The following is a 23257-nucleotide window of genomic DNA, read 5'->3' as shown; positions in this document are numbered from 1 at the left end:
TCGCCTTGCTTGTTCCGTCAGTCTTCGTCTGTATGAAGTCTGCGCCGTACCGACAGCAGCTCCACCTCCGGTCGCGCCGCGACGAACCGCTCGCACCGGTCCAGTACGTCGGTGAGGTGCTCGGTGTCTCCGGAGACCACCGCCAGGCCGATCTCGGCCCTGCGATGAAGGTCCTGGTTGTCCGTCTCCGCCACGCTCACCGCGTACTTCCGCTGGAGTTCAGCGACGATCGGCCGGACGAGAGAGCGTTTCTCCTTGAGCGAGTGCACATCGCCGAGGAGCAGATCGAAGGACAGCGTCCCCACATACATGTGTAACCGGATGTCCCGCCGGTACGGGATAGATGGCCTGCCAATGCGCTTGGCAGGGACATCAGAACCGTACAACGAACCCCTGGCTCGCTCGACGGAGTTTCGCCCCCGCACCGGCGAGGGCCGTTCGCGCAGTTCCCCGCGTCCCTGAAAGGGGCGCGGGGAACTGCGCGAACTCTTAAACGGCAAGCTGGCCGACGATGAGTAATCACCGTCGGCCAGCTCGAGCCACTGCGTTACGCCCGCGGCTTCTCGCGCATCTCGTACGTCGCGATGACGTCGTCGACCTTGATGTCGTTGAAGTTTCCGAGGTTGATACCACCCTCGAAGCCTTCGCGGATCTCGGTGACGTCGTCCTTGAAGCGACGCAGCCCGGAGATGTTGAGGTTCTCCGCGATGACCTTGCCGTCGCGGACGAGGCGCGCCTTCGTGTTGCGCTTGACCTCGCCCGAGCGGACCAGGACACCGGCGATGTTGCCCAGCTTGGACGACTTGAAGACCTCGCGGATCTCCGCCGTGCCGAGCTCGACCTCCTCGTACTCCGGCTTGAGCATGCCCTTGAGGGCCGCCTCGATCTCCTCGATGGCCTGGTAGATCACCGAGTAGTACCGGACGTCGACGCCCTCGCGCTCCGCCATCTGCGCCGCGCGGCCCGCAGCGCGGACGTTGAAGCCGATGACGATCGCGTCGGAGCCGGTCGCCAGGTTGATGTCCGACTCGGTGACCGCACCCACACCGCGGTGCAGGACACGGATGTCGACCTCGTCGCCGACGTCGAGCTGGAGCAGCGAGGACTCGAGAGCCTCCACCGAACCGGACGCGTCGCCCTTGATGATGAGGTTGAGTTCCTGCACCAGACCGGCCTTGAGGGCCTCGTCCAGGTTCTCCAGGGAGAACCGGACACCCCGGCGGGCGAAGTTGGCGTTGCGCTCACGCGCCGCGCGCTTCTCGGCGATCTGACGCGCCGTGCGGTCCTCGTCGACAACCAGGAAGTTGTCGCCGGCGCCCGGGACGTTGGTGAGACCGAGGACGAGGACCGGGGTCGAGGGACCCGCCTCTTCCACGTTCTCGCCCTTGTCGTCGAGCATCGCGCGGACACGGCCGTACGCGTCGCCGACCACCATGGTGTCGCCGACCCGCAGGGTGCCTCGCTGGACCAGGACGGTCGCGACGGCGCCGCGGCCACGGTCGAGGTGGGACTCGATCGCGATGCCCTGCGCGTCCTGCTCCGGGTTGGCCCGCAGGTCGAGCGAGGCGTCCGCGGTCAGGACCACGGCCTCCAGCAGCTCCTCGATGTTGAGGCCCTGCTTGGCGGAGATGTCGACGAACATCGTGTCGCCGCCGTACTCCTCGGCCACCAGACCGAACTCGGTGAGCTGACCGCGCACCTTGGTCGGGTCGGCACCCTCGACGTCGATCTTGTTGACCGCGACCACGATCGGCACGTCGGCCGCCTTGGCGTGGTTCAGCGCCTCGATCGTCTGGGGCATCACACCGTCGTTGGCCGCCACCACGAGGATCGCGATGTCGGTCGACTTCGCACCACGGGCACGCATGGCGGTGAACGCCTCGTGACCCGGGGTGTCGATGAAGGTGATCTTGCGCTCTTCGTCGTTGACCTGAGTCGTGACCTGGTACGCACCGATGTGCTGGGTGATACCGCCGGCCTCGCCCGCGACGACGTTCGTCTTGCGGATGGTGTCGAGAAGGCGGGTCTTACCGTGGTCGACGTGACCCATGACGGTCACGACCGGCGGACGCGCGACGAGGAACTCCTCGCCACCCTCGTCCTCGCCGAACTCGATGTCGAAGGACTCGAGCAGCTCGCGGTCCTCCTCCTCGGGGCTGACGATCTCGAGGACGAAGTTCATCTCGTCCGCGAGGAGCTTCAGCGTCTCGTCGGAGACGGACTGCGTGGCAGTGACCATCTCGCCGAGGTTCATCATCACGCCGACGAGCGACGCCGGGTTGGCGCCGATCTTCTCCGCGAAGTCGGTGAGGGACGCACCGCGCGACAGGCGGACGGACTGTCCGTTGCCGCGAGGCAGCATCACGCCGCCGACCGACGGGGCCTGCATGGCCTCGTACTCCTGGCGCCTCTGCCGCTTCGACTTGCGACCACGACGCGCCGGACCGCCGGGACGGCCGAACGCACCCTGCGTGCCACCACGGCCACCGGGACCACCCGGACGACCGCCGAAGCCGGGACGGCCACCGCCGCCACCGCCGGGACCACCGGGACGACCGGCGAAACCGCCACCGCCACCGCCGGGACCGGCCGGACGACCGGCGAAACCGCCACCGCCGCCACCGGGACGACCGGCGAAGCCGCCGCCACCCGGACGACCGCCGCCGCCACCGGGACCACCGGGACGACCGCCGCCGCCACCGGGACCGCGGCCGCCGGGGCCACCGCCGGGACGCGGGCTGCCCGCAGCGGGACGCTGCGGCATCATGCCGGGGTTGGGACGGTTACCGGCGGGGCCACCGCCGGGACGCGGAGCGCCGCCCTGCGGACGAGGCATGCCGCCCGGAGTCGGACGGGCACCGCCCGGACCGCCCTGCGGGCGCGGAGCGCCGCCGGGACCGCCCTGGGGACGGGGACCACGGTCCTGACCCGCGCCCTGCGGACGCGGAGCGCCGCCGGGACGGTCACCACCGGGACGCGGGGCACCGCCCGGACGGGGCGCCTGCGGGCGCGCCATGCCGGTGGAGCCACCAGAGGTGAACGGGTTGTTGCCCGGACGCGGGCCGGCCGGACGAGCGCCGGGACGCGGGGCCTGGCCGCCGGGACGCGGGGCGCCCTGACGGTCGCCGCGCTCGGGACGGTCGCCGCGACCCTGACCACCCTGGCCGGGACCGCCGGCCGGACGGGCACCGCCGGGACGCGGAGCCTGGCCGGCGGGACGCGGGGCGCCCGGACGGGGACCTGCGGCGGGAGCCGCGGGAGCCGACGGGGGCGCGGTGAACTCGGCCGCGACCGGAGCCGGAGCCGCCGGAGCGGGCTTCGGGGCGGGCTTGGGACCCGGGGTCGGGCGCGGACCCGCAGCAGCCGGGGTGACGGGAGCCGCCGGAGCTGCCGGAGCAGCGGCGGGGCGCTCGGCCACGGCCGGCTTCGGGGCCGGCGGGCGCGGGGCGGCCGGACGGGCAGCCTGCGCCGGAGAGGGGGCACCCGGCTTCGCCGGGGCAGCCTTACGTGCGGGGGCGGGCTTGCCGCCACCGCTGCCCTGCTGCAGGGCGTCAGTCAGTTTGCGTACAACGGGCGCCTCGATCGTCGAGGACGCCGAACGGACGAATTCACCGAGCTCTTGGAGCTTGGCCATGACGACCTTGCTCTCAACCCCGAACTCCTTGGCGAGTTCGTATACCCGGACCTTAGCCACTTCGCTCCTTTTAGGTCCGGGTTGCGTCCGGACCGTCGCTACTTCATGGGCGTACTCATCGCGTGCTCATCGAGTGCTCATCGCAATCTCGACCTACTTCCAACTCGCGGGGTACCAGGGCCGCACGGGGGTTCCGTACGACGCTCCTTACGGTGTTGCCTGCTCGACGTAGAGGCGCAACGCCGCTGTGTCGAGCGGTCCCGGGGCACGCAGCGCCCTTGGGAACGCCCGGCGGCGTACCGCCAGGTCGAAACAGACCAGGGCGGGGTGCACATAAGCGCCCCGGCCGGGCAGCGTACCGCGATGATCGGGGACGCATTCGCCCTCGACCGCCACGGTCCGCAGCAGATCAGTCTTGGCCGCTCGCTCCCGGCACCCCACACAGGTGCGTTCAGGGCATGCGCGGGCTCGCGTCCGGCCAGACACTCTTAAGTCTACCTCCCCGCACCGACCTCACCCCTTTGGGGCAAGAATCGAACGGCTGTTGTCGTGATCTAAGCCACCTACGGCTCAGAACTATTCCCGGTGCTGGTCCGCGCCGCGCCGAGCGCTCTCGTCGGAGGGCTGCTCGGTGTCCGGACGGATGTCGATGCGCCAGCCGGTGAGGCGGGCCGCGAGGCGGGCGTTCTGGCCCTCCTTGCCGATCGCCAGCGACAGCTGGTAGTCCGGGACGGTCACGCGCGCGGAGCGGGCCGCGAGGTCCACGACCTCGACCTTGGAGACGCGGGCCGGGGAGAGCGCGTTCGCCACCATCTCGGCCGGGTCGTCCGACCAGTCGACGATGTCGATCTTCTCGCCGTTCAGCTCGGCCATCACGTTGCGCACCCGGCCGCCCATCGGGCCGATGCAGGCACCCTTGGCGTTCAGACCCGAACGGGTGGACCGGACGGCGATCTTCGTACGGTGACCGGCCTCGCGTGCGATCGCGGAGATCTCGACGGACCCGTCGGCGATCTCCGGAACCTCCAGCGCGAAGAGCTTCTTCACCAGATTGGGGTGCGTGCGCGACAGGGTGACGGACGGACCGCGTACGCCCTTCGCCACCCGAACGACGTACGAGCGCAGCCGCAGCCCGTGCTGATACGTCTCTCCTGGGACCTGCTCCTGCACCGGCAGGATGGCCTCCAGCTTGCCGATGTCGACGAGCACGTTCTTGGGGTCGCGCCCCTGCTGCACGACACCTGTGACGATGTCGCCCTCACGCCCGGCGTACTCACCGAGCGTCGCGTCGTCCTCGGCGTCCCGCAGGCGCTGCAGGATGACCTGCTTGGCGGTGGTCGCGGCGATCCGGCCGAACCCCGACGGGGTGTCGTCGAACTCGCGTGCCTCCTGCCCCTCCTCCAGGTCCTCGGGGTCCTCCTTCGCCCACACGGTCACATGGCCGGTCTCCCGGTCGAGCTTGACGCGCGCGTGGCGGCGGCTTCCCTCGGTGCGGTGGTAGGCGATGAGGAGGGCCGACTCGATCGCCTCGACCAGCAGGTCGAAGGAGATCTCCTTCTCCCGTACCAAGCCCCGCAGGGCACTCATGTCGATGTCCACGGCTACGCCTCCTCTGCGTTCTCTTCGTTCTTGTTCTTACGGTTGAACTCGACCTGGACGCGGGCCTTGGCGATGTCTTGGAAGACGAGCCGCTTGGCGGTGGGCTTGCGCCCCTTCACGCCCGGCACCTCGACATCGACTCCCTCTTCGTCCACGTCGAGGATTCTCGCGACCAACTCGCCGCCGTCCGCGAGCTGGAACTTCACCAGGCGGTCCGTGGCGCGTACGTAGTGACGGTGCTCCTTGAGCTCGCGCTCGGCACCGGGGGTTCCGACCTCGAGGGTGTACTCGCCCTCGCCCATCGCGTCCGTCTCGTCGAGCTTCGCCGAGAGCGCGCGGCTCACATCGGCGATCGCGTCCAGATCGGCGCCTTCGTCCGAATCGACGACTACACGCAGCACACGCTTGCGTCCGACCGAGTCCACTTCGACCTCTTCGAGGTCGAGTCCCTGAGAGCTGACGAGCGGTTCCAGCAGTACTCGCAGCCTCTCGCTCTGGGTGGTGCTCATCCGGGTGACTCCTCGGCCGCGTGTGCTGTTGTGGGTTGGTCGTGTGTCTGGTCAAAGGGTATCCGGTCGCGGAGGGTGTTGCCGTCCACCGTCCCCGCTCCCGACGGGGCTCTCCCAGGGCGCGCGGGGAACCGCGCACCCGACGAGTCCGGGGCCGAGCGGCGGTGGCGAGCCCCTGGGGGTCGATCGCGTGGGGCACGGGTACCGTGATCACGGGCGTGCCGCCCTCCCTTTCGTACGAGCCTTCCGAGGACGTCTGCCGTGCCGTTCACCCTGCCGCCGCGCACCCCCTCGGGGCCGCGCCGAAGGAGCCTGCTCGCCTCCGCCGCGGGCGCCTTCGTGCTCGTGGGCTGTTCCGCCCCCGAGCCGTCCACCGACACCACGGTCCAGAGCCCCTCGGCCGCGGACCGCGCGCGCGCACGTGCGGCCCGCGACAGCGAGTCGCTCGCGGCACGCTACGCCGCCGTGATCACCGCTCATCCCCCGCTCGCGGCCCGGCTGGAGCCACTGCGGGCGGAGGTCGTACGGCACATGCAGGCGTTCGGGGGCAGCGGCACCGCCGGCAGCCGGCCCTCCGGCTCGGCCTCGGCTTCTGATTCTGCTTCTGCTTCTGCTTCTGCTTCTGCGCACCCCAGCCCCTCCCCCACCGTGCCCGCCCAGGAGAAGGACGCCCTCGCCGACCTCGCGACCGCCGAGCGCACCCTGGCCGACCAGCGGACGAAGGCCCTGCTGACGGTCCCGGGCGAGCTGGCCAGGCTGCTCGCCTCGGTGGCCGCGGCCGGAGCCGCACACGCGTTCCTGCTGACGGAGGGTGCCAAGTGAGCACGACCAAGGACACGAAAAGCACCAAGGACGCCGAGCCGGCCGAGCTCGGCGCGTTGCAGGCCGCGCTCGCCGCCGAGCACGCCGCCGTCTACGGGTACGGAGTCGTCGGCGGCAGGATCGACCAGGCACGCCGGGGCGAGGCCCGGTCGGCGTACGACGCCCATCGGGCGCGACGCGACGAACTCGCGCGCGCCGTACGGGACCTGGGCGGCAGGCCGGCGGTCTCCGCGGCGGCGTACGCGCTGCCGTTCGACGTGAAGGACTCCGCCGCGGCCGTCCGGCTCGCTGCCGATTTGGAGGAACGCGTGGCCGGGGTGTACTCCGACCTCGTACGAGCCTCCTCGGGCGATCGGCGGCGCTCGGCCGCCGAGGCGCTGCGGGAGGCGGCAGTGCGGGCGGTGCGCTGGCGCGGCGAGAGCGTAGCCTTCCCTGGTCTCGCCGAGCGTGCGGCCCCCTCGGCCACCCCTGCCGCGGCGACGCCGTCGCCCTCGTGACGCGCCCCTGACGGCCCGGACGAGACGACCCGGACGACCTGGACGACTTGGACCAGCTGGAAAGGAACACTTCGCGCAATGGACTCGCGCATGGCCTTCGAACCGCCGCGGCGCCTGGTACGGGCACTCGGCGAGACGCAGCGGAGCGGGTCCAACGGATCCGGCGGGTCCAACGGGACGGGCGAGTGGCTGGACAGGCTGCCCGTGCTGGCGCAACAGGCGGTCGATCTACGCGAGTTGACCGTGGAGCGGGTGCAGGCACCCGGCGGTCGAAGCAGCCTTGTCCTGCTCGTCAGGCAGGCCGACGGGACGCCCGCCGTGCTGAAGCTGGCGCCGCCACGGGCCCGTCCGGAGAGCGAGCGGGCCGCGCTCGCCCACTGGGACGGACGGGGCGCCGTACAGCTCCTCAACCCCGCGGACGCGCAGGGCGACACCCACGGCGTACTGCTGTTGGAGCGCTTGCGTCCCGATCTGTCCGTACGTTCGCTGCCGGAGGCGAAGGCTCTGCTGGAGGCCGCCGGGACGCTGCGGCGGCTGTGGGTCGAACCGCCCGCCACCCATGTCTTCGAGACCGTCGCCGAGCGGACCGGGCGGCAGGCCGAGGCGATGCGGGCGGCGGCGAGCGTCGACACCGAGGTCGCGCCACTGGTCGACGCGGCGCTCGCGGCCCGCGAGGAACTCCTCGCCGGACCGCCCGAGGAACGGCTGCTGCACGGCACGTTCCGGCAGAGCAAGGTGCTCGCCGGTGAGCGCATGCCGTGGCTGGCGGTGGGCCCGGACCCGGTGGTCGGCGAGTGCGCCTTCGACCTGGCCCGGCTGGTCCGGGACCGGGTGGAGGACCTGATCGCGTCCCCTTCGGGGTCGTCGATCACACGGCGACGGGTGAAGCGGCTCGCCGAGTCCCTGGAGGTGGACCAGGAGCGGCTGCGGGGCTGGACGTTGTTCCGGGCGGTCGAGTCCGGCGTACGGGCGGGGCGGGTCGGGCGGCCGCAGGACGCGGAGCTGTTGCTGGAGTTCGCCAGCTGGCTCTGACCGCCCGGACCCCTAACTTCCCTGTGCGGTGGCGAGTTTGAGGGCCAGGAGCGGGCAGTCGGCGGCAGCTCTGCGGGCGCGTTTCAGGGTGGTGGGCGGAAGGGGGGCCTCGCTCAGGAGCGGGTAGCCCCACTCGTCGAGCGTGATGTGTTCGGGGAGGAGTTCCGCGCACAGGCCGTGGCCCTGGCAGGCGGTCCAGTCGACATCCAGGCGGTGCGTGCGGTCGGTGCGGTGGGCGTGGCGGGCCATGTCAGTTCCTGTTCGCGGGGACGGGCAGCAGCGGGGAGTGGTCGGTCGCCGTGCAGTGGCCCGCGGCGTGCGCGTCGAGTTCGGCGGCGAAGGTCGCAAGTGCGCTGCGCACCAGGCGGACCGTGCCGTCGGGGTGGTGGCAGGCGCCGCGGCCCTCGACGAGTCCGGCCCAACGGGCGATGTCCTCGCGGGTGCCGCCCTGCGGCCCCGGTGCGGCCAGGGTCTGGAAAGCGGCCGCGATACGGGGCAGACCGTTGAGGCAGGGTCCGCACTGGCCCGCCGATTCGAGGGCCAGATAGCGCAGCACACGGCCGGTCTCGGCGAGGCCGCAGCGGTTCAGGGGCAGCGCGGCAAGGACACCCGCGCCGAGGTCGGCGACGGTCAGCGTGCGGGTCGCGGCCTCGGCGGCCGGGATCCAGGTGCCGTGGTAGCCGCCGACCAGGACCGCGCCCATGCCGTCGAGCGGGAGGAGACGGCGCAGCGGCATGCCGAAGGGGGCTTCGACGACCCGCACCTCGCGGCCTGGCACATGCACCGTGCACAGGGCGCTGCCCGGTTCGGCCGGGGTGCCCACCGAGCGGAACCAGTCGGCGCCGTAGCGGGCGATCAGGGCGAGATGGGCGAGCGTCTCGACGTTCTGGACGAGCGTCGGCGCGCGGTGCGCGCCCTGCTCGCGCACCGGGGGCCGCTGGTGGCGCGGCAGGGCCGCGTGTCCGGAGACGTACTGGGTGAGGGCCGAGGACTGGCCGGACAGGAAGCGCTTCGGGACGCGTACGGTGCGCACCCGTAGCGGGTCACGTCGCTCGGCGAGCGCTGCTTCGAGGGGCGTGGCGTGGTCCTCGACCGCGAGATACGCCTCCCGCGCGCCGACCGCCTCGGCCACCAACTGCAGCCCGTCCAGGACGAGATGGGGTGACAGTCGCAGCAGGGTCTTGTCTTTCGCGCTCGCTGGCTCGCCCTCCGCGCCGTTGGCGACGACGACCGGGGTGCGACCGGTGCGGCGGCCCGCCTCGGCGACCGAGACCAGCTTGCGGTACGTGGGGAAGGCGGCGCCGCCGCGGCCGGTGAGCCCGGACTCGGCGAGCGTGCGCAGCAGTGGGGCCGGGTCGCCGTGCGCCACGGGGCCGTAGCGCTGCTCGTGGGTGGTGAAGCCGGCCGGGGCGCCGCCGGGGGCGAGCAGGCGCGGCGGCATGTAGATGTCCGCAAAGGTGCCGGCCATGGCCGTCGTCCCGGTCGCCGTCGTGGTCGTGGTCATGGGCGGGCTCCTTCGGGCGTACGGGCTTCGGCCGTACGGAGCAGGGTGGACGGGGTTCGCCCGGAGGCGCGGGCCGCGTGGGCGACGCGGATGCCGAAGGCCGTGAGGACCGCGGCCACACACGAGATCGTCAGCCACAGCATCCAGCCAGCGCCGGTGTCCGTGCCGATGCCGATGCCGTGGATGAGCGCGATCGGCCAGGAGGCCCAGGCCAGCCAGTGGACGGCGCGCCAGGCGCGGTGCCCGATGCGGGCGCGGAGCAGGCTGGTGATCAGTACCGCGAGCATCAGATCGAGGGCCACCGTGCCGAGGCCCAGCCAGAGGGGTCGGTAGGTGGAGGCGAACGGGACGAGGACGTCGAGGAGGCTGATGCTCACGTAGCTGTCGACGGCCGCGGCCGTGATGTGCAGGGCCAGGAAGACGAGGGCGGAGAGGGAGAGGGTGCGGTGCAGTTGGACCGTCCCGAACCTCGGGAGGCCGGGGAGTCTGCCGCGCAGGCGTACGGCGATGCCCAGGAGTACGACGACGGTGAACAGGACCAGGCTGACCGCGCCGGTCGCTCTGTTGGCGTACCAGAGGAGGGAGGAGTCGCTCATGCGGCGGCCCCGGGTCCGGACCAGGCCGGGGCGGAAGCCGGCCAGCCCGGTGTCGTCACCACGGTGCCGTCGTTCGCCACCAGACGTGCGGGCAGGCCGAGCCCTGCCAGCCACCGTTGCGCGCCCTCGCCCTTGACCAGGGCCGCCGTGCCGGCCGCGTTGGCGTCCGCGCAGGTCGCGGCGGCCACGGAGACCGTGCGCCAGGGGGTCTCGGCGGGCAGGCCGGTGTACGGGTCGACGATGTGGTGGAGGTCGTGGACGCCCCGGCGCCAGCGCCGGGCCGTCGTGCCGGAGGTCGCGAGGCCGCCGCTCCGGATGGCGACCGTGGCGTACGTGCCCGGCGCGGGTGTCTCGTCGACCGGGCCCGTGGCGTCCTGGACGCGGATGCGCCAGCCGCCCGCCGGGGGTTCGCCGGCCACGGCCGTGTCGCCGCCGAGGCTCACCAGGACTCCGCAGCCCGCCGCCTCGGCGAGCAGGTCGGCGGCTTTGTCGGCGGCCCAGGCCTTGGCCGTGGCGCCCAGGTCGAGGCGGACCCCGGCCGGAACGGTGACCGTGTCGGTCGCGCGGTCCAGGGTCACCGCGCGCCGGCCCGGGACCGGGCGGACGGTGAGCCGGATCGGGCGGCCGTCGTCCTGGACCAGCCGGAAGTCACGGTCGTAGCCGAGGGCGGCGATGGCCGAGCCGACCGTGGGATCGACGGCCCCGTCGGTCGCCGCGGCGGCGCGCAGGGCGACGGCCAGTGCCTCGGCGAGCAGCGGGCTGACCCTGACCGGGCGGCCCCGCGCCTGGTCGAGGGCCACCAGCTCCGAGTCCGGACGGAACCGGCTGCACGCGGCGTCGACCTCGGCGAGGTGCCGGGCGAGCAGCAGGTTGCAGGAGTCCAGCAGGGCCGGGTCGGTGGTGACCAGGCGGACGCTGGTGCCGAGGGCGCGCCAGTCGGCGGCGGCCGTGGTGCGGTGGGTCGCAGTGGCCGTCACGACGCCCCCGAAGTGGCGTCGGCGGAACCACCGTTGGAGGTCGTGGGATCGGCGGACGGCGACTGGAGGGTCGAGTCCGAGGAGGAACTCGACGCAGACGCAGTGGATGACGTCGATGACGTGGATGCCGAAGTGGATGACGTGGATGAGGTGGTCGCCGAGGAGTCCGTGCCGCTGCTCGAACTCGACGAACCCGTTCCCGTCGTACTGCCGCTCGCCGTCGTGTCCGCGTCCGCGTGCATCGCGCCGACCAGGGCGAAGACCCCGGCCGCCGCCGCCAGCGTGACCGCCGCCGCGGCGGCCGCCGTACGCCGTGCTCCTCTGCGGACCGCCGCGGCGGCCCCCCGCTCGCTGCCTGTCATGGCTGCTCCCCTCCGAATGACGCTCTGTCACGTCCTACGGTCGGGGAGCAGCCTGAGAGAAGTCTGTGAGGCAGCCGTACGCCTCGGAAGAAGTCTCTGAGAGACGTCTTTGATTTCAGACTTCAAGCAGTTTGGCTACTCGGCCGGTTCTGCTACTCGGCCGCCAGGCGGGCGATCGCCTCGTCCACGGTCAGTTCCTCGCGCTCGCCGGTGCGGCGGTCCTTCAGCTCGAGGACGCCCTCGGCCGAGCGGCGCCCGGCCACCAGGATCTTCGGTACGCCGATGAGCTCGGCGTCCGTGAACTTCACGCCCGGGGAGACGCCGGCGCGGTCGTCCACGAGGACGCGTACGCCCGCCGCGCGGAGCTTCTCCGACACGTCGAGGGCCAGCTCGGTCTGCAGGGCCTTGCCGGCGGCGACGACGTGGACGTCGGCAGGAGCGATCTCCTTGGGCCAGCACAGCCCCTGCTCGTCGGCCGACTGCTCGGCGAGCGCCGCGACCGCGCGGGAGACACCGATGCCGTACGAGCCCATGGTCACGCGGACCGGCTTGCCCTGCTGGCCGAGGACGTCGAGCTGGAAGGTGTCGGCATACTTGCGGCCGAGCTGGAAGATGTGGCCGATCTCGATGGCGCGGTCCAGCTTGAGGCCGGTGCCGCAGTTGGGGCACGGGTCGCCCTCTTCCACCACGACGACGTCCAGGTAGTCGTCGACCTCGAAGTCGCGGCCGGCGACGACGTTCTTCGCGTGCGTGTTGACCTTGTTGGCGCCGGTGATCCAGGCGGTGCCGGGGGCCACCCGCGGGTCGGCGATGTAGCGGACCTTCTCCAGGCCCTGCGGGCCGACGTAGCCGCGCACGAGGTCGCCGCGGCCCTCGAAGTCCTCAGCGGTGACGAGTTCGACGACGGCGGGGGCGAGGTGCTCGCCCAGCTTGCCGAGGTCGACCTCGCGGTTGCCGGGGACGCCTACGGCGACGATCTCGCCGTCGACCTTGACCAGGAGGTTCTTGAGGGTGGCGGAGGCGGGGACACCGAGGTGCGCGGCGAGCGTCTCGATGGTGGGGGTGTCGGGGGTGTCCAGCTCCTCGACCGGGCCGACGCCTGAACCGTCCACCGGCTTCAGGGCGAAGGTGACGGCTTCCGTGTTGGCCGCGTAGTCGCAGGACGGGCAGTCCACGAACGTGTCCTCACCGGCCGCGGCGGGGGCGAGGAACTCCTCCGACGCCGAGCCGCCCATGGCGCCCGAGACGGCCGACACGATGCGGTAGTCCAGGCCCAGACGGGCGAAGATCTTCTGGTAGGCGGCGCGGTGCAGCGCGTACGACTCCGCGAGGCCCTCGTCCGTCGTGTCGAACGAGTACGAGTCCTTCATCTGGAACTCGCGGCCGCGCAGCACCCCGGAGCGCGGGCGGGCCTCGTCACGGTACTTCGTCTGGATCTGGTACAGCATGACCGGCAGGTCCTTGTAGGACGCGACCTGGTCCTTCACGATGAGCGTGAAGATCTCCTCGTGGGTCGGGCCGAGCAGGTACTCGCCGCCCTTGCGGTCCTTCAGACGGAAGAGGAGGTCGCCGTACTCCTCCCAGCGGGACGAGGCCTCGTAGGGCTCCTTGGGCAGCAGGGCCGGCAGGAGGACCTCCTGCGCCCCGATGGCGTCCATCTCCTCGCGTACGACGCGGGAGATGTTGTCGAGGACCTTCTTGCCGAGCGGCAGCCAGGTCCAGATGCCGGCGGAGTTGCGGCGCACGTAACCGGCGCGGACGAGCAGCTTGTGGTTGAGCGTCTCGGCGTCCGCCGGGTCGTCACGCAGTGTCTTGACCATCAAACGGGACATGCGCTGGACCTGGGCCATGATTCTCGACTCCTGCTGCGTAAGGGTGATGGCTAGGAGGTTAGCCGGGCGGCCCATCCCGGTGGAAATCGGTTAGCGCCCGGCCGGAGGGCGGACCCAGGCGCTCAGCGCCTGCGGAGGGGCAGTGGGGCGCCCATGACGGCGTACGGCTTGGGTGCGCTGGGGAAGAGAACCTGCCGCGCGAGGTCCTCGTACCCGAGCGAGTGGTAGAGGCCGCGGGCCGGGCTGTCGGTGTCGATGGCGGAGAGGATCGAGCGGGGCTCGGTGGCGCTGTCCGTGATGCCGGTGATCAGGGACCGGCCCACGCCGTGGTTCTGGTAGTGCGGGTGGACGTGCAGTTCGGTGATCACGAAGGACTGGTCGAGCCAGGCGTCGCGTCCCTGGGCGCGCAGATACGGTTCCACGACGGTGGACCACCAGTGGGTGCGGTCGTTGGGCATGCCGTAGACGAAGCCGACGAGCCGTCCGCCGACCGTCGTCGCGCCGAGTGCGCGGGCTCCCGGGTAGGTGAGGTGACGCAGCACGATCTGCCGGCGTACGGCGACCTCGTCGGCGCCGAGCCCGAAGGCCAGGGCCTGCACGGCGAGCGCCTCGTCGACGCGCGCCGCGAGATCCAGCGGGCCGACGACCACGTCGTCGGGGTTGCGGGGGCCCTGACCGGGAAAGCGCAGCATGCCGGGGAGACTACCCGGGCGCTTCGCCGGATCGCGCCGGGACTACGGGGGGTTGCGTCGGGTGCGGGTGGGCCGGGGGCCGATCGGGAGTCGGTCCGAGGCCGGTCGAGGAGTTCCCCCGGCCCCTGCCGGCCCTAGAACAGCACGCTCATGAACGCGCCGATCTCCTGGAAGCCGACGCGGTGGTACGTCGCCCGGGCCGGGGTGTTGAAGTCGTTGACGTAGAGGCTGACGAGCGGGGCGACGTCGGCGAGGGCGTAGCGCATGACGGCCGCCATGCCGGGGGCCGCCAGACCCTGTCCCCGGTACTCGGGGGCGACCCACACCCCCTGGACCTGGCAGGCCTGCCGGGTGGCGGCGCCGATCTCGGCCTTGAAGACGACCTTGCCGTTCTGGTCGAGACGGGCGAACGAACGGCCGGTGCCGACGAGTTCGGCCACCCGCGCCTGGTAGAGCAGGCCGCCGTCACCGGCGAGCGGTGAGACGCCCACCTCCTCGGTGAACATCGCCACGCACGCCGGCATGATCGTTTCCATCTCGTCCTTGCGGATGCGACGGACGTACGGATCCGGGGCGATGTCGGCGGGGAGGCGGTCGGTGACCATCAGCGGCTGGTGGGCGCGGACCTCGCGGGCCGGGCCCCAGCTGGGTTCGAGCAGCCGCCACAGCTGGGCGGTGGCCTCGACGGGGCCGACGATCGAGGAGCAGCGGCGGCCGGCCCTTCGCGCCCGGTCCGCGAAGCCGCGGACGGCACGGGGGGTGGCGCAGATCGGGACCAGGTTGGCGCCCGCGTAGCAGAGGGACCGCAGCATGCCGTCCTCGTACCAGCCCCACATCTCGCCGCCGAGCCGCCAGGGGTCGAGGCCCGCGACCTGCACCCGGGACGCGACGAAGGCGTTGGCGACCGGGTCGCGGTCGAGGACGGCGAGCGCGGCGTCCAGGTCACTCGGTTCGAGGACCCTGGTGGTGGTCTGGGTCAACAACGGGACGACTCCATCACTCCTTGCGGGCAACGACAGCGCGTCGCGCACCCTGTTAGCGTCGTCGTGTGCTCGTTTGTGGGCACCGGTCAGGGCTTGACCGTCGCATCACTGCGAGAAGCCCCCCAGGGCGTAGTCACACGGTCTGCTGATCTCCGTACTTTAGCCGGAGATACCAAGCAGCACCGCACGCAAGGGACCCGGGCGCCACCTCCGGAGGGGCACCCGGGTCCCTTGCGTCACAAGGTGGGTCAGTCCGCCACCGACACCGAGGGCTCGCCGGAGGCGATACCTTCCGCCTCCATCTGCTCGGCGAGCTTCATCGCTTCCTCGATGAGCGTCTCGACGATCTTCGACTCGGGGACCGTCTTGATGACCTCGCCCTTGACGAAGATCTGCCCCTTGCCGTTGCCGGAGGCGACGCCGAGGTCGGCCTCGCGGGCCTCGCCCGGACCGTTCACGACGCAGCCCATGACGGCGACGCGGAGGGGGACCTCCATGCCGGTGAGACCGGCGGTGACCTCTTCCGCCAGCTTGTACACGTCGACCTGGGCACGCCCGCAGGACGGGCAGGAGACGATCTCCAGGCCCCGCTGCTTGAGGTTCAGCGACTCCAGGATCTGGAGACCGACCTTGACCTCCTCGACGGGCGGCGCCGACAGCGACACCCGGATCGTGTCGCCGATGCCCTCGGAGAGCAGCGCTCCGAACGCCACCGCCGACTTGATCGTGCCCTGGAAGGCGGGGCCCGCCTCCGTCACACCGAGGTGCAGGGGGTAGTCGCACGCCGCCGCCAGCTGGCGGTACGCGTTGACCATGACCACCGGGTCGTTGTGCTTGACCGAGATCTTGATGTCCCGGAAGTCGTGCTCCTCGAAGAGGGACGCCTCCCAGAGGGCGGACTCCACGAGCGCCTCGGGGGTCGCCTTGCCGTACTTCTGGAGGAGCCGCTTGTCGAGCGAGCCCGCGTTGACCCCGATCCGGATCGGGGTGCCGGTGTCCTTCGCGGCCCGCGCGATCTCCTTGACCTGGTCGTCGAACTGCTTGATGTTGCCGGGGTTCACACGGACGGCCGCGCAGCCCGCGTTGATCGCCGCGAAGACGTACTTCGGCTGGAAGTGGATGTCCGCGATGACCGGGATCTGGGACTTTCGGGCGATCGTGGCGAGCGCGTCGGCGTCGTCCTGGGTCGGGCACGCCACCCGCACGATCTGGCAACCGGAGGCCGTCAGCTCGGCGATCTGCTGCAGCGTGGCGCCGATGTCCGACGTACGCGTGGTCGTCATCGACTGCACCGAGACGGGTGCGTCTCCACCCACGGCCACGGTTCCGACCTGGATCTGCCGGCTCTTCCGACGCTCGGCGAGCTTGGTCGGAACGGACGGCATGCCGAGAGAAATCGCAGTCATCTGCTGTGCAACCCCAAGTTGTGGATCAAGGTCCCGGAATCGTGGGCTCCAGGCTCCGAGATTACGGCACCGGCGCACGCCCGAGCACATCACGCCCCTAAACCCACCCAACGGATGGCGGCCGGACACCCAGGGTGCCCGGCCGCCACGAACGGTGTCCCGCCACGAGACCGTCTAGGAGATTTTCACCGGGTTAACAACGTCCGCGATGAAGACGAGGATCGTGAAGCAGACGAAGATTCCGGCCACCACATAGGCCACCGGCATCAGCTTCGCCACATCGAACGGGCCCGGGTCCGGCCGCCTCAGCACCTTCGCCGCGTTCCGCCGCAGCGACTCCCACAGCGCGCCCGCGATGTGACCGCCGTCGAGCGGGAGCAGCGGAAGCATGTTGAACAGGAACAGGGAGAGGTTGAAGCCCGCCACCAGCAGCAGCATCATCGCGACCTGCTGCGACGCCGGGATGTCGAGGGTGAAGACATCACCGCCGATACGAGCCGCGCCGACCACGCCCATCGGGGAGTCCGCCTTGCGCGGGCCGTCGCCGAAGGCCGCGTTCCACAGGTCGGGGATCTTGCCGGGCAGCGAGACCAGCGACTCGACACCGTTCTGCATCATGTCGCCCATGCGGTTCACGGACTGGCCGAACGACTGCTGGACGATGCCGGAGGCGGGCGTGAAGCCGAGGAAGCCGGCGTACACGTACTTGCCCTCGACATAGCCGCCGTTGCCGTCGGTCTTGCTGACCTGGTTCTTGATCAGGTGAGCGGTCAGGTCGACCTTCTGGCCCCCCCGCTCGACGGTGAGCGTGACGTCCTTGCCGGGGTTGGAGCGGATGTCGGACTGCAGCGCCGACCAGTCGTCGATCGCCTTGCCGTTGAACGCGACGATCTTGTCGCCGCCCTTGAGCCCGGCGGCCTTGGCGGGCGCGGCCTGGTCGCTCGCCGCGCACTTCGACCGGTTCTCGCTCTGCTGGATGACACAGTCCGAGACCTTGCCGACCGTGGTGGTCTGGGTCTGCACCCCGAACGTCATCATCACGCCGAGGAAGATCGCGACGGCCAGGATGAGGTTCATGAACGGGCCCGCGAACATCACGATCACGCGCTTCCACGGCTTGCGCGTGTAGAAGAGGCGGGTCTCGTCGCCGGGCTGGAGCTCCTCGAAGGCCGCCGACCTGGCGTCCTCGATCATGCCCCGGAAGGGGGAGGTGGAGCGCGCCTCGATACGGCCGTCCGGGCCGGGCGGGAACATCCCGATCATGCGGATGTAGCCGCCGAGCGGAACCGCCTTCACCCCGTACTCGGTGTCGCCCTTCTTCCGTGACCAGATGGTCGGCCCGAAGCCGACCATGTACTGCGGCACCCGGATACCGAAGAGCTTGGCCGTCGACAGATGTCCCAGCTCGTGCCAGGCGATCGAGATGAGCAGGCCGACCGCGAAGACGACTATGCCGAGGATCATCATCAGGGTCGTCATGCACGAGCCTCCGCGGTTGTCGTCTGTGCCATTGGCGCTGTCGGTGCCGTCTGTGCGGTCAGTTCACGGGCCCGGGCGCGCGCCCAGGTCTCCGCTTCGAGGACGTCCGCCACGGTCAGGGAAGTTCCCGTTCCGGGTGTGCCGTGTTCCTCGACCACCCGGGTGACAGTCTCCATGATCCCGTTGAACGGCAGGGCGCCGTTCAGGAACGCGTCCACGCACTCCTCGTTGGCGGCATTGAACACCGCCGGGGCCGTGCCCGCGAGCTGCCCCACGTGCCGGGCGAGCCCGACGGAGGGGAACGCGTCGTTGTCGAGCGGGAAGAACTCCCAGCTCGACGCCTTGGTCCAGTCGAAGGCGGGCGCCGCGTCCGGGACGCGTTCGGGCCAGCCGAGACCGATGGCGATCGGTCCCCGCATGTCGGGGGGCGTCGCCTGGGCCAGTGTCGATCCGTCTGTGTACTCAACCATCGAGTGGACATACGACTGCGGGTGCACGACCACCTCAATCCGATCGAAGGGAATGTCGTAGAGGAGGTGCGCCTCGATGACTTCCAGCCCCTTGTTGACCAAGGTCGCGGAGTTGATGGTGATCACCGGGCCCATGGCCCAGGTGGGGTGCGCGAGCGCCTCGGCCGGAGTGACGTTCGCCAGCTCCGCCTTCGTACGCCCCCGGAAGGGTCCGCCGGAGGCGGTCACGACCAGCTTGCGCACATCGGCGCGCGTACCGGCCGCCAGTGCCTGGAAGAGCGCCGCGTGCTCGGAGTCGACCGGGATGATCTGGCCGGGCTTGGCCAGCGCCTTCACCAGCGGGCCGCCGACGATGAGCGATTCCTTGTTGGCGAGCGCGAGGGTGCGGCCCGCTTCCAGGGCGGCGAGGGTGGGGGCGAGGCCGATGGAGCCGGTGATGCCGTTGAGGACGGTGTGGCAGTCGGAGGCGGCGAGCTGGGTGGCGGCGTCCGCGCCGGCCAGGATCTCGGGAAGGCTCTCGCCGGGTGCGTACTCGGCCGTGAGCGCCTCCCGCAGCGCCGGTACGACGTCCTCGCGCGCGACCGCGACCGTGCGTACGCGCAGCCGGTGGGCCTGCTCCGCGAGCAGTCCGACCCTGCCGCCGGCGGCGGAGAGCGCGGTGACCCGGAACCGGTCGGGGTTGCGCAGCACGAGGTCGATGGCCTGGGTGCCGATCGAGCCGGTGGAGCCGAGGATCACGACGTCCCGGACTCCGTCCACGGGGTCGAAGACGAGATGCGGATCAGCGAGGGGGGCTGGACTGTCGCTCATCCCCCCATTGTGGCCGCTGCGCGACCCGCGCAGGACAGGGCTCCCCACTTCTCCTCGCTTCTCCTCTTTTCTGGCCCCATTAGCACCCCGACGTACCGGAGGAAGCGAAATCACCCTTTGTGAAACCTGCGTGAAGATCATGTGATAGCACTTCATGCACGTCGTCACTCTCACTGGCCGGTGGACGACCGGCCGGGGGGCGACACCCTGGGGGGTTCTCATGCGGATACGCGCTGCCCTGCCCGCGCTCGCGGGCGCCGTGGCACTGACGGGCACGTTCCTTCTCAGCACTCCGGCGCAGGCGGCCGGCGGTGTGACCATCTACCACGTCTGGTTCGACAGCCCCGGTTCGGACAACCGCTCCAACGCGAGCCTCAACGCCGAGTGGGTGCAGATCAAGAACACCAGTTCGGCATCGATCTCGCTCAAGGGCTGGATCCTGAAGGACGTCTCGAACCACAGGTACACCTTCCCGAACGTGAAGATCGGGGCGCACAAGACCATGAAGGTGCACACGGGCAGCGGCAGGGACACCGCGGGGGACAAGTACCAGAACCGCCGCGCGTACGTCTGGAACAACACCAGCGACACCGCCACGCTCACCAAGGCGAACGGCGGCAGGGTCGACGCGTGCTCGTGGACGACCCGGGACCCCAGCGACAAGTACTGCTAGTCCCTGCCACCGCCGCCGGCCCCCGCGTCCTCAGCGCTTGCGGCGGCGCCGCGCCTTGGACCTGCCGGGGCGCGAGCCGCCGCGTGGGGGCGCGGGAGCCGGCGCGGCGGCAGTCGCGGGCGCGTCGGCGTCCGCCGGGGAGAAGTCACCCTCGACCACACCCTCCGCCGTGTCCATGGTGGGGGCCGTGAAGTGCAGGTCCTCGACCCGGTCACGGCGTTCGAGGGTCCCGGGCGCACCGCTGGAGGCGTCCAGGTTGAAGACGTAGCCGACGGACTCCTCCTTGATGGCGTCGGTCATCGCGCCGTACATGTCGAAGCCCTCACGCTCGTACTCCACGATGGGTTCCCGGCCGAGCGTCCAGCGCAGACCGATGCCGTCGCGGAGGTAGTCCATCTCGTAGAGGTGCTCGCGCCATTTGCGGTCGAGGACGTTGAGGACGACCAGGCGTTCGAGGTCGCGCAGGGCGTCGGCACCGAGTTCGGCCTCACGGTCCTCGTAGCGGTCGTGGATGTCCCGGGTCACGGCCTCGACCAGGTCCTCGGCGGTGAGGTTCGCACGGTCGTCGGCCGCCTCCTCCAGGTCCTCGATCGTGACCCGTGCCGGATAGAGCTGCCTGAAGGCGCCCCAGAGCCGCTCCAGGTCCCATTCCTCGGGGAAGCCCTCACTGGTCTCCTGTCCGATGTACGCCCGCACGGTGTCGTCCATGAAGTGCAGGAGCTGTTCGCGCAGATCCTCCCCGGCCAGGACACGGCGGCGCTCGGCGTAGATGAGGGTGCGCTGCCGGTTGAGCACCTCGTCGAACTTCAGGACGTCCTTGCGGGACTCGAAGTGCTGCTGCTCGACCTGGGCCTGGGCGGAGGCGATGGCGCGGGTGACCATCTTGTTCTCGATGGGGATGTCGTCGGGGACGTTCGCCATGGCCATCACGCGGTCCACGACCTGGGCGCGGAACAGGCGCATCAGGTCGTCCTCCAGGGAGAGGTAGAAGCGGGAGGCGCCGTTGTCGCCCTGGCGCCCCGAACGGCCGCGCAACTGGTTGTCGATACGGCGGGACTCGTGGCGCTCGGTGCCCAGCACATAGAGCCCGCCGAGCTCCTTGACCTCCTCGTACGCCGCCCCGACCGCGGCGGTGACGCGCTCGCGCACCTCGCGGCAGGCGTCGGGGTGCTCCTCCTCGGTGAGTTCGCTCTTCTCCAGCTCGGCGGCTATGAGGGACTCGGGATTGCCGCCGAGCATGATGTCGGTGCCGCGGCCCGCCATGTTGGTGGCGACGGTGACCGCGCCCTTGCGGCCCGCCTGGGCCACGATCTGGGCCTCGCGCTGGTGGTTCTTGGCGTTGAGCACCTCGTGCCGGATACCGCGTTTCCTGAGCAGCGCGGAGAGCAGTTCGGACTTCTCCACCGACGTGGTGCCGACGAGGATCGGCTGCCCCTGGGCGTGCCGCTCGGCGATGTCCTCCACGATCGCGGCGTACTTGGCGTCCGCGGTGCGGTAGATCTGGTCGGGGTCGTCGGCGCGCTTCGGGGGCCGGTTGGTCGGGATCGGCACGACCTGGAGCTGGTAGATCTGGTGGAACTCGGCGGCCTCGGTCATCGCCGTGCCGGTCATACCGGCGAGCTTCTCGTAGAGGCGGAAGAAGTTCTGCAGGGTGATCGTGGCGAGGGTCTGGTTCTCGTCCTTGATCGTCACCCCTTCCTTCGCCTCGATCGCCTGGTGCAGCCCCTCGTTGTAGCGGCGGCCCGCGAGGATGCGGCCGGTGTGCTCGTCGACGATCAGCACCTCGCCGTCCACGACCACGTAGTCCTTGTCCTTCTTGAAGTGCTCCTTGGCCTTCAGGGCGTTGTTGAGGTGCCCGATGAGGGAGGTGTGGTCGGACTCGTACAGGCTCTCGATGCCGAGCTGGTCCTGGAGGTACTCGACGCCCCGGTCCAGGATCGCGACGGTGCGTTTCTTGGGGTCGTACTCGTAGTCGTACGTGGCCCGCAGCGCCGCCAGTTCCTCCTTCTCGGCCGGCCGGGTGAAGAGCTCCTCCTGGACGCGGACACCCTTCATCCGTCGTACGAGCCCCGCGAACGCCTCGTACCACTGGGTGGGCTGGTCGGCGGGACCGGAGATGATCAGCGGGGTGCGGGCCTCGTCGATGAGGATGGAGTCGGCCTCGTCGACGATCGCGAAGTGGTGGCCGCGTTGCACGAGTTCGTCACTCGACCAGGCCATGTTGTCGCGCAGGTAGTCGAAGCCGAACTCGGTGTTGGTGCCGTAGGTGATGTCGCAGGCGTACTGGGCGCGGCGTACGGCGGGTGTCGACTCGGACTTGATGACACCGACGGTCAGGCCCAGGAAGCGGTAGGCGCGGCCCATCCACTCGGCGTCGCGCTCGGCGAGGTAGTCGTTGACCGTGACGAGGTGGACTCCCTTGCCCGCCAGGGCGTTCAGATAGACGGGGAGGGTGGCGACGAGGGTCTTGCCCTCCCCCGTCTGCATCTCCGCGATGTTGCCGAGGTGCAGCGCCGCGCCGCCCATCACCTGGACGTCGAAGTGACGCATGCCCAGGGTCCGCCGGGCCGCCTCGCGCATCGTGGCGAAGGCCTCAGGCAGCAGGTCGTCCAGGCTCTCGCCGTCGGCGTGGCGCTGTGTGAACTCCGGGGTGAGGGACTGGAGTTCCTCGTCGGACAAGGCCCTGAACTCCTCGTCCAGGGAGTTGACCTGATCGACGACGCGCTGGAGCCTGCGCAGCACCCGTCCCTCGCCGGCCCGCATGATCCTGCCGGTGATGACGTCCAGACCTTTGCCCGGCATAGGAATTCCCCCAGAGCTAAACGGCGTCCGCGAGCAGCCGAATCCAGTAATTGGCTCGTTGCAGAATGTGGACGCCTTGCTGATTCGCTTTGATCACCTCGCGCAGGACGGGATCGTCGACCACGTCGAGCGCGCTCTTGAAGAGTTGCTGGATGACGGGCCGTTCCCCCGGCCGCCCGGCGTCCAGCAGACCGTCGACGTCACGGAGGTCGATGCGCCGGATCCGTACGGCGTCGAAGGAGGGCGCCGGGGGGCGTGGCTCCGTGTCGACCAGGGCGAGCGCGCAGTCGTTGAGGAGAACCGCGAGGGCGTCGCGGTGCGCCTCGAAGGTCTCGGGCGCGACGTCGCGCAGCTTCTGCGCCAGCGGCCGCACTTCTTTGCGGACGGTCCGCAGGGCCCGTACGCGATCCGGTTCGTCGAGCTGAAGCCGGGCCTCGGTGCGGGCGCGCGTCAGCTGCGCGGAAAGGCCGTGACCGTGTTCTTCCCCGATTCCTTGGCGCATCTGCCGTCCCCGTTCGCCATTCTCCTCATTGTTGACGCACATATTCGGTGCGGCAAGCGGCGGAATGGCGAACCGG

22 protein-coding genes are annotated in these 23257 nt (G+C 70.6%); 5 read left to right on the top strand and 17 right to left on the bottom strand.

Annotated elements, in window-relative coordinates:
• Positions 1 to 17: 17 nt before the first annotated feature.
• The 5 genes from ACZ7M2_RS46915 to rimP form a co-directional block, all read right to left on the bottom strand.
• The gene (locus tag ACZ7M2_RS46915) at positions 18 to 311 is read right to left on the bottom strand and encodes a DUF503 domain-containing protein (protein WP_099920380.1); all 294 of its coding nucleotides are present in this window, start codon (positions 309 to 311) and stop codon (positions 18 to 20) included.
• Between the two features lie 236 nt (positions 312 to 547).
• Positions 548 to 3694: a translation initiation factor IF-2 gene (infB, locus tag ACZ7M2_RS46910; protein ID WP_471600486.1), complete on the bottom strand. Its 3147-nt coding sequence runs from the start codon at positions 3692 to 3694 to the stop codon at positions 548 to 550.
• A 147-nt stretch (positions 3695 to 3841) separates the two neighbouring features.
• Positions 3842 to 4120 (bottom strand): YlxR family protein, encoded by a 279-nt coding sequence (locus ACZ7M2_RS46905; protein WP_082417223.1) that lies wholly within the window; start codon positions 4118 to 4120, stop codon positions 3842 to 3844.
• 90 nt (positions 4121 to 4210) lie between these two features.
• A complete protein-coding gene (nusA, locus tag ACZ7M2_RS46900) occupies positions 4211 to 5233 on the bottom strand; it encodes a transcription termination factor NusA (RefSeq protein WP_352047885.1) in 1023 nt (340 codons plus the stop codon).
• A gap of 2 nt (positions 5234 to 5235) precedes the next feature.
• Positions 5236 to 5742, bottom strand: coding sequence for a ribosome maturation factor RimP (gene rimP / locus ACZ7M2_RS46895; RefSeq protein WP_471600485.1), 507 nt, complete (start codon positions 5740 to 5742; stop codon positions 5236 to 5238).
• A 261-nt stretch (positions 5743 to 6003) separates the two neighbouring features.
• Here rimP and ACZ7M2_RS46890 point away from each other — a divergent pair, with 261 nt between their 5' ends.
• The 3 genes from ACZ7M2_RS46890 to ACZ7M2_RS46880 all read left to right on the top strand — a co-directional run bounded on the left by ACZ7M2_RS46890 (position 6004) and on the right by ACZ7M2_RS46880 (position 8093).
• The gene (locus ACZ7M2_RS46890) at positions 6004 to 6564 is read left to right on the top strand and encodes a hypothetical protein (protein ID WP_471600484.1); all 561 of its coding nucleotides are present in this window, start codon (positions 6004 to 6006) and stop codon (positions 6562 to 6564) included.
• Positions 6561 to 7061 (top strand): ferritin-like domain-containing protein, encoded by a 501-nt coding sequence (locus ACZ7M2_RS46885; RefSeq protein WP_471600483.1) that lies wholly within the window; start codon positions 6561 to 6563, stop codon positions 7059 to 7061. The genes ACZ7M2_RS46890 and ACZ7M2_RS46885 overlap by 4 nt, the downstream gene beginning before the upstream one ends.
• A 90-nt stretch (positions 7062 to 7151) precedes the next feature.
• Positions 7152 to 8093 carry an aminoglycoside phosphotransferase family protein gene (locus ACZ7M2_RS46880; RefSeq protein ID WP_352047891.1) on the top strand — a complete coding sequence of 314 codons (942 nt, stop codon included), beginning with the start codon at positions 7152 to 7154 and terminating at the stop codon, positions 8091 to 8093.
• Positions 8094 to 8105: 12 nt separating this feature from the next.
• Here the strand turns inward: ACZ7M2_RS46880 and ACZ7M2_RS46875 are convergent, their stop codons facing one another.
• From ACZ7M2_RS46875 to ACZ7M2_RS46860, 4 genes are read right to left on the bottom strand one after another with little or no spacing between them, the layout of a single operon-like run.
• Positions 8106 to 8342, bottom strand: coding sequence for a ferredoxin (locus ACZ7M2_RS46875; RefSeq protein ID WP_471600482.1), 237 nt, complete (start codon positions 8340 to 8342; stop codon positions 8106 to 8108).
• A 1-nt stretch (position 8343) separates the two neighbouring features.
• Positions 8344 to 9597 carry an NADH-ubiquinone oxidoreductase-F iron-sulfur binding region domain-containing protein gene (locus tag ACZ7M2_RS46870; protein WP_471600481.1) on the bottom strand — a complete coding sequence of 418 codons (1254 nt, stop codon included), beginning with the start codon at positions 9595 to 9597 and terminating at the stop codon, positions 8344 to 8346.
• Complete coding sequence (locus ACZ7M2_RS46865; RefSeq protein ID WP_471600480.1) at positions 9594 to 10193, bottom strand: ferric reductase-like transmembrane domain-containing protein; 600 nt, start codon at positions 10191 to 10193, stop codon at positions 9594 to 9596. The genes ACZ7M2_RS46870 and ACZ7M2_RS46865 overlap by 4 nt, the downstream gene beginning before the upstream one ends.
• Positions 10190 to 11170, bottom strand: coding sequence for an FAD:protein FMN transferase (locus tag ACZ7M2_RS46860; protein ID WP_471600479.1), 981 nt, complete (start codon positions 11168 to 11170; stop codon positions 10190 to 10192). Before ACZ7M2_RS46860 ends, ACZ7M2_RS46865 begins: the two co-directional genes overlap by 4 nt.
• 42 nt (positions 11171 to 11212) lie before the next feature.
• Between ACZ7M2_RS46860 and ACZ7M2_RS46855 the strand changes: the two genes are divergently transcribed.
• Positions 11213 to 11632 (top strand): hypothetical protein, encoded by a 420-nt coding sequence (locus ACZ7M2_RS46855; RefSeq protein WP_471600478.1) that lies wholly within the window; start codon positions 11213 to 11215, stop codon positions 11630 to 11632.
• Between the two features lie 52 nt (positions 11633 to 11684).
• Here the strand turns inward: ACZ7M2_RS46855 and ACZ7M2_RS46850 are convergent, their stop codons facing one another.
• The 6 genes from ACZ7M2_RS46850 to dxr form a co-directional block, all read right to left on the bottom strand.
• On the bottom strand, positions 11685 to 13382 hold the full coding sequence (locus tag ACZ7M2_RS46850; RefSeq protein ID WP_471600477.1) for a proline--tRNA ligase: 1698 nt from the start codon (positions 13380 to 13382) through the stop codon (positions 11685 to 11687).
• A gap of 104 nt (positions 13383 to 13486) precedes the next feature.
• Positions 13487 to 14056, bottom strand: coding sequence for a GNAT family N-acetyltransferase (locus ACZ7M2_RS46845; protein WP_352047875.1), 570 nt, complete (start codon positions 14054 to 14056; stop codon positions 13487 to 13489).
• A 134-nt stretch (positions 14057 to 14190) separates the two neighbouring features.
• Positions 14191 to 15039 (bottom strand): GNAT family N-acetyltransferase, encoded by an 849-nt coding sequence (locus ACZ7M2_RS46840; RefSeq protein WP_075031337.1) that lies wholly within the window; start codon positions 15037 to 15039, stop codon positions 14191 to 14193.
• A 248-nt stretch (positions 15040 to 15287) separates the two neighbouring features.
• Positions 15288 to 16445 carry a flavodoxin-dependent (E)-4-hydroxy-3-methylbut-2-enyl-diphosphate synthase gene (gene ispG, locus ACZ7M2_RS46835; protein ID WP_471600476.1) on the bottom strand — a complete coding sequence of 386 codons (1158 nt, stop codon included), beginning with the start codon at positions 16443 to 16445 and terminating at the stop codon, positions 15288 to 15290.
• 174 nt (positions 16446 to 16619) lie between these two features.
• The gene (locus tag ACZ7M2_RS46830) at positions 16620 to 17924 is read right to left on the bottom strand and encodes a M50 family metallopeptidase (RefSeq protein ID WP_471600475.1); all 1305 of its coding nucleotides are present in this window, start codon (positions 17922 to 17924) and stop codon (positions 16620 to 16622) included.
• On the bottom strand, positions 17921 to 19204 hold the full coding sequence (gene dxr / locus ACZ7M2_RS46825) for a 1-deoxy-D-xylulose-5-phosphate reductoisomerase (protein ID WP_471600474.1): 1284 nt from the start codon (positions 19202 to 19204) through the stop codon (positions 17921 to 17923). Before dxr ends, ACZ7M2_RS46830 begins: the two co-directional genes overlap by 4 nt.
• Positions 19205 to 19424: 220 nt before the next feature.
• On the opposite strand from dxr, the gene ACZ7M2_RS46820 reads away from it, so the two are divergent.
• Positions 19425 to 19877 (top strand): lamin tail domain-containing protein, encoded by a 453-nt coding sequence (locus ACZ7M2_RS46820; RefSeq protein WP_471600473.1) that lies wholly within the window; start codon positions 19425 to 19427, stop codon positions 19875 to 19877.
• A 30-nt stretch (positions 19878 to 19907) separates the two neighbouring features.
• On the opposite strand, the gene secA is transcribed toward ACZ7M2_RS46820, so the two are convergent.
• Both secA and ACZ7M2_RS46810 read right to left on the bottom strand, forming a co-directional pair.
• Positions 19908 to 22679, bottom strand: a complete 2772-nt coding sequence (secA, locus tag ACZ7M2_RS46815; RefSeq protein ID WP_471600472.1) for a preprotein translocase subunit SecA — start codon at positions 22677 to 22679, stop codon at positions 19908 to 19910.
• A gap of 16 nt (positions 22680 to 22695) precedes the next feature.
• Positions 22696 to 23181, bottom strand: coding sequence for a hypothetical protein (locus tag ACZ7M2_RS46810; RefSeq protein WP_471600471.1), 486 nt, complete (start codon positions 23179 to 23181; stop codon positions 22696 to 22698).
• Between the last annotated feature and the right edge of the window lie 76 nt (positions 23182 to 23257).

It is taken from the genome of Streptomyces sp. NPDC111507 (assembly GCF_055638955.1).
The sequence above is the reverse complement of the archived record's forward strand: the minus strand, read 5'-3'. Positions and strand labels throughout refer to the sequence as shown.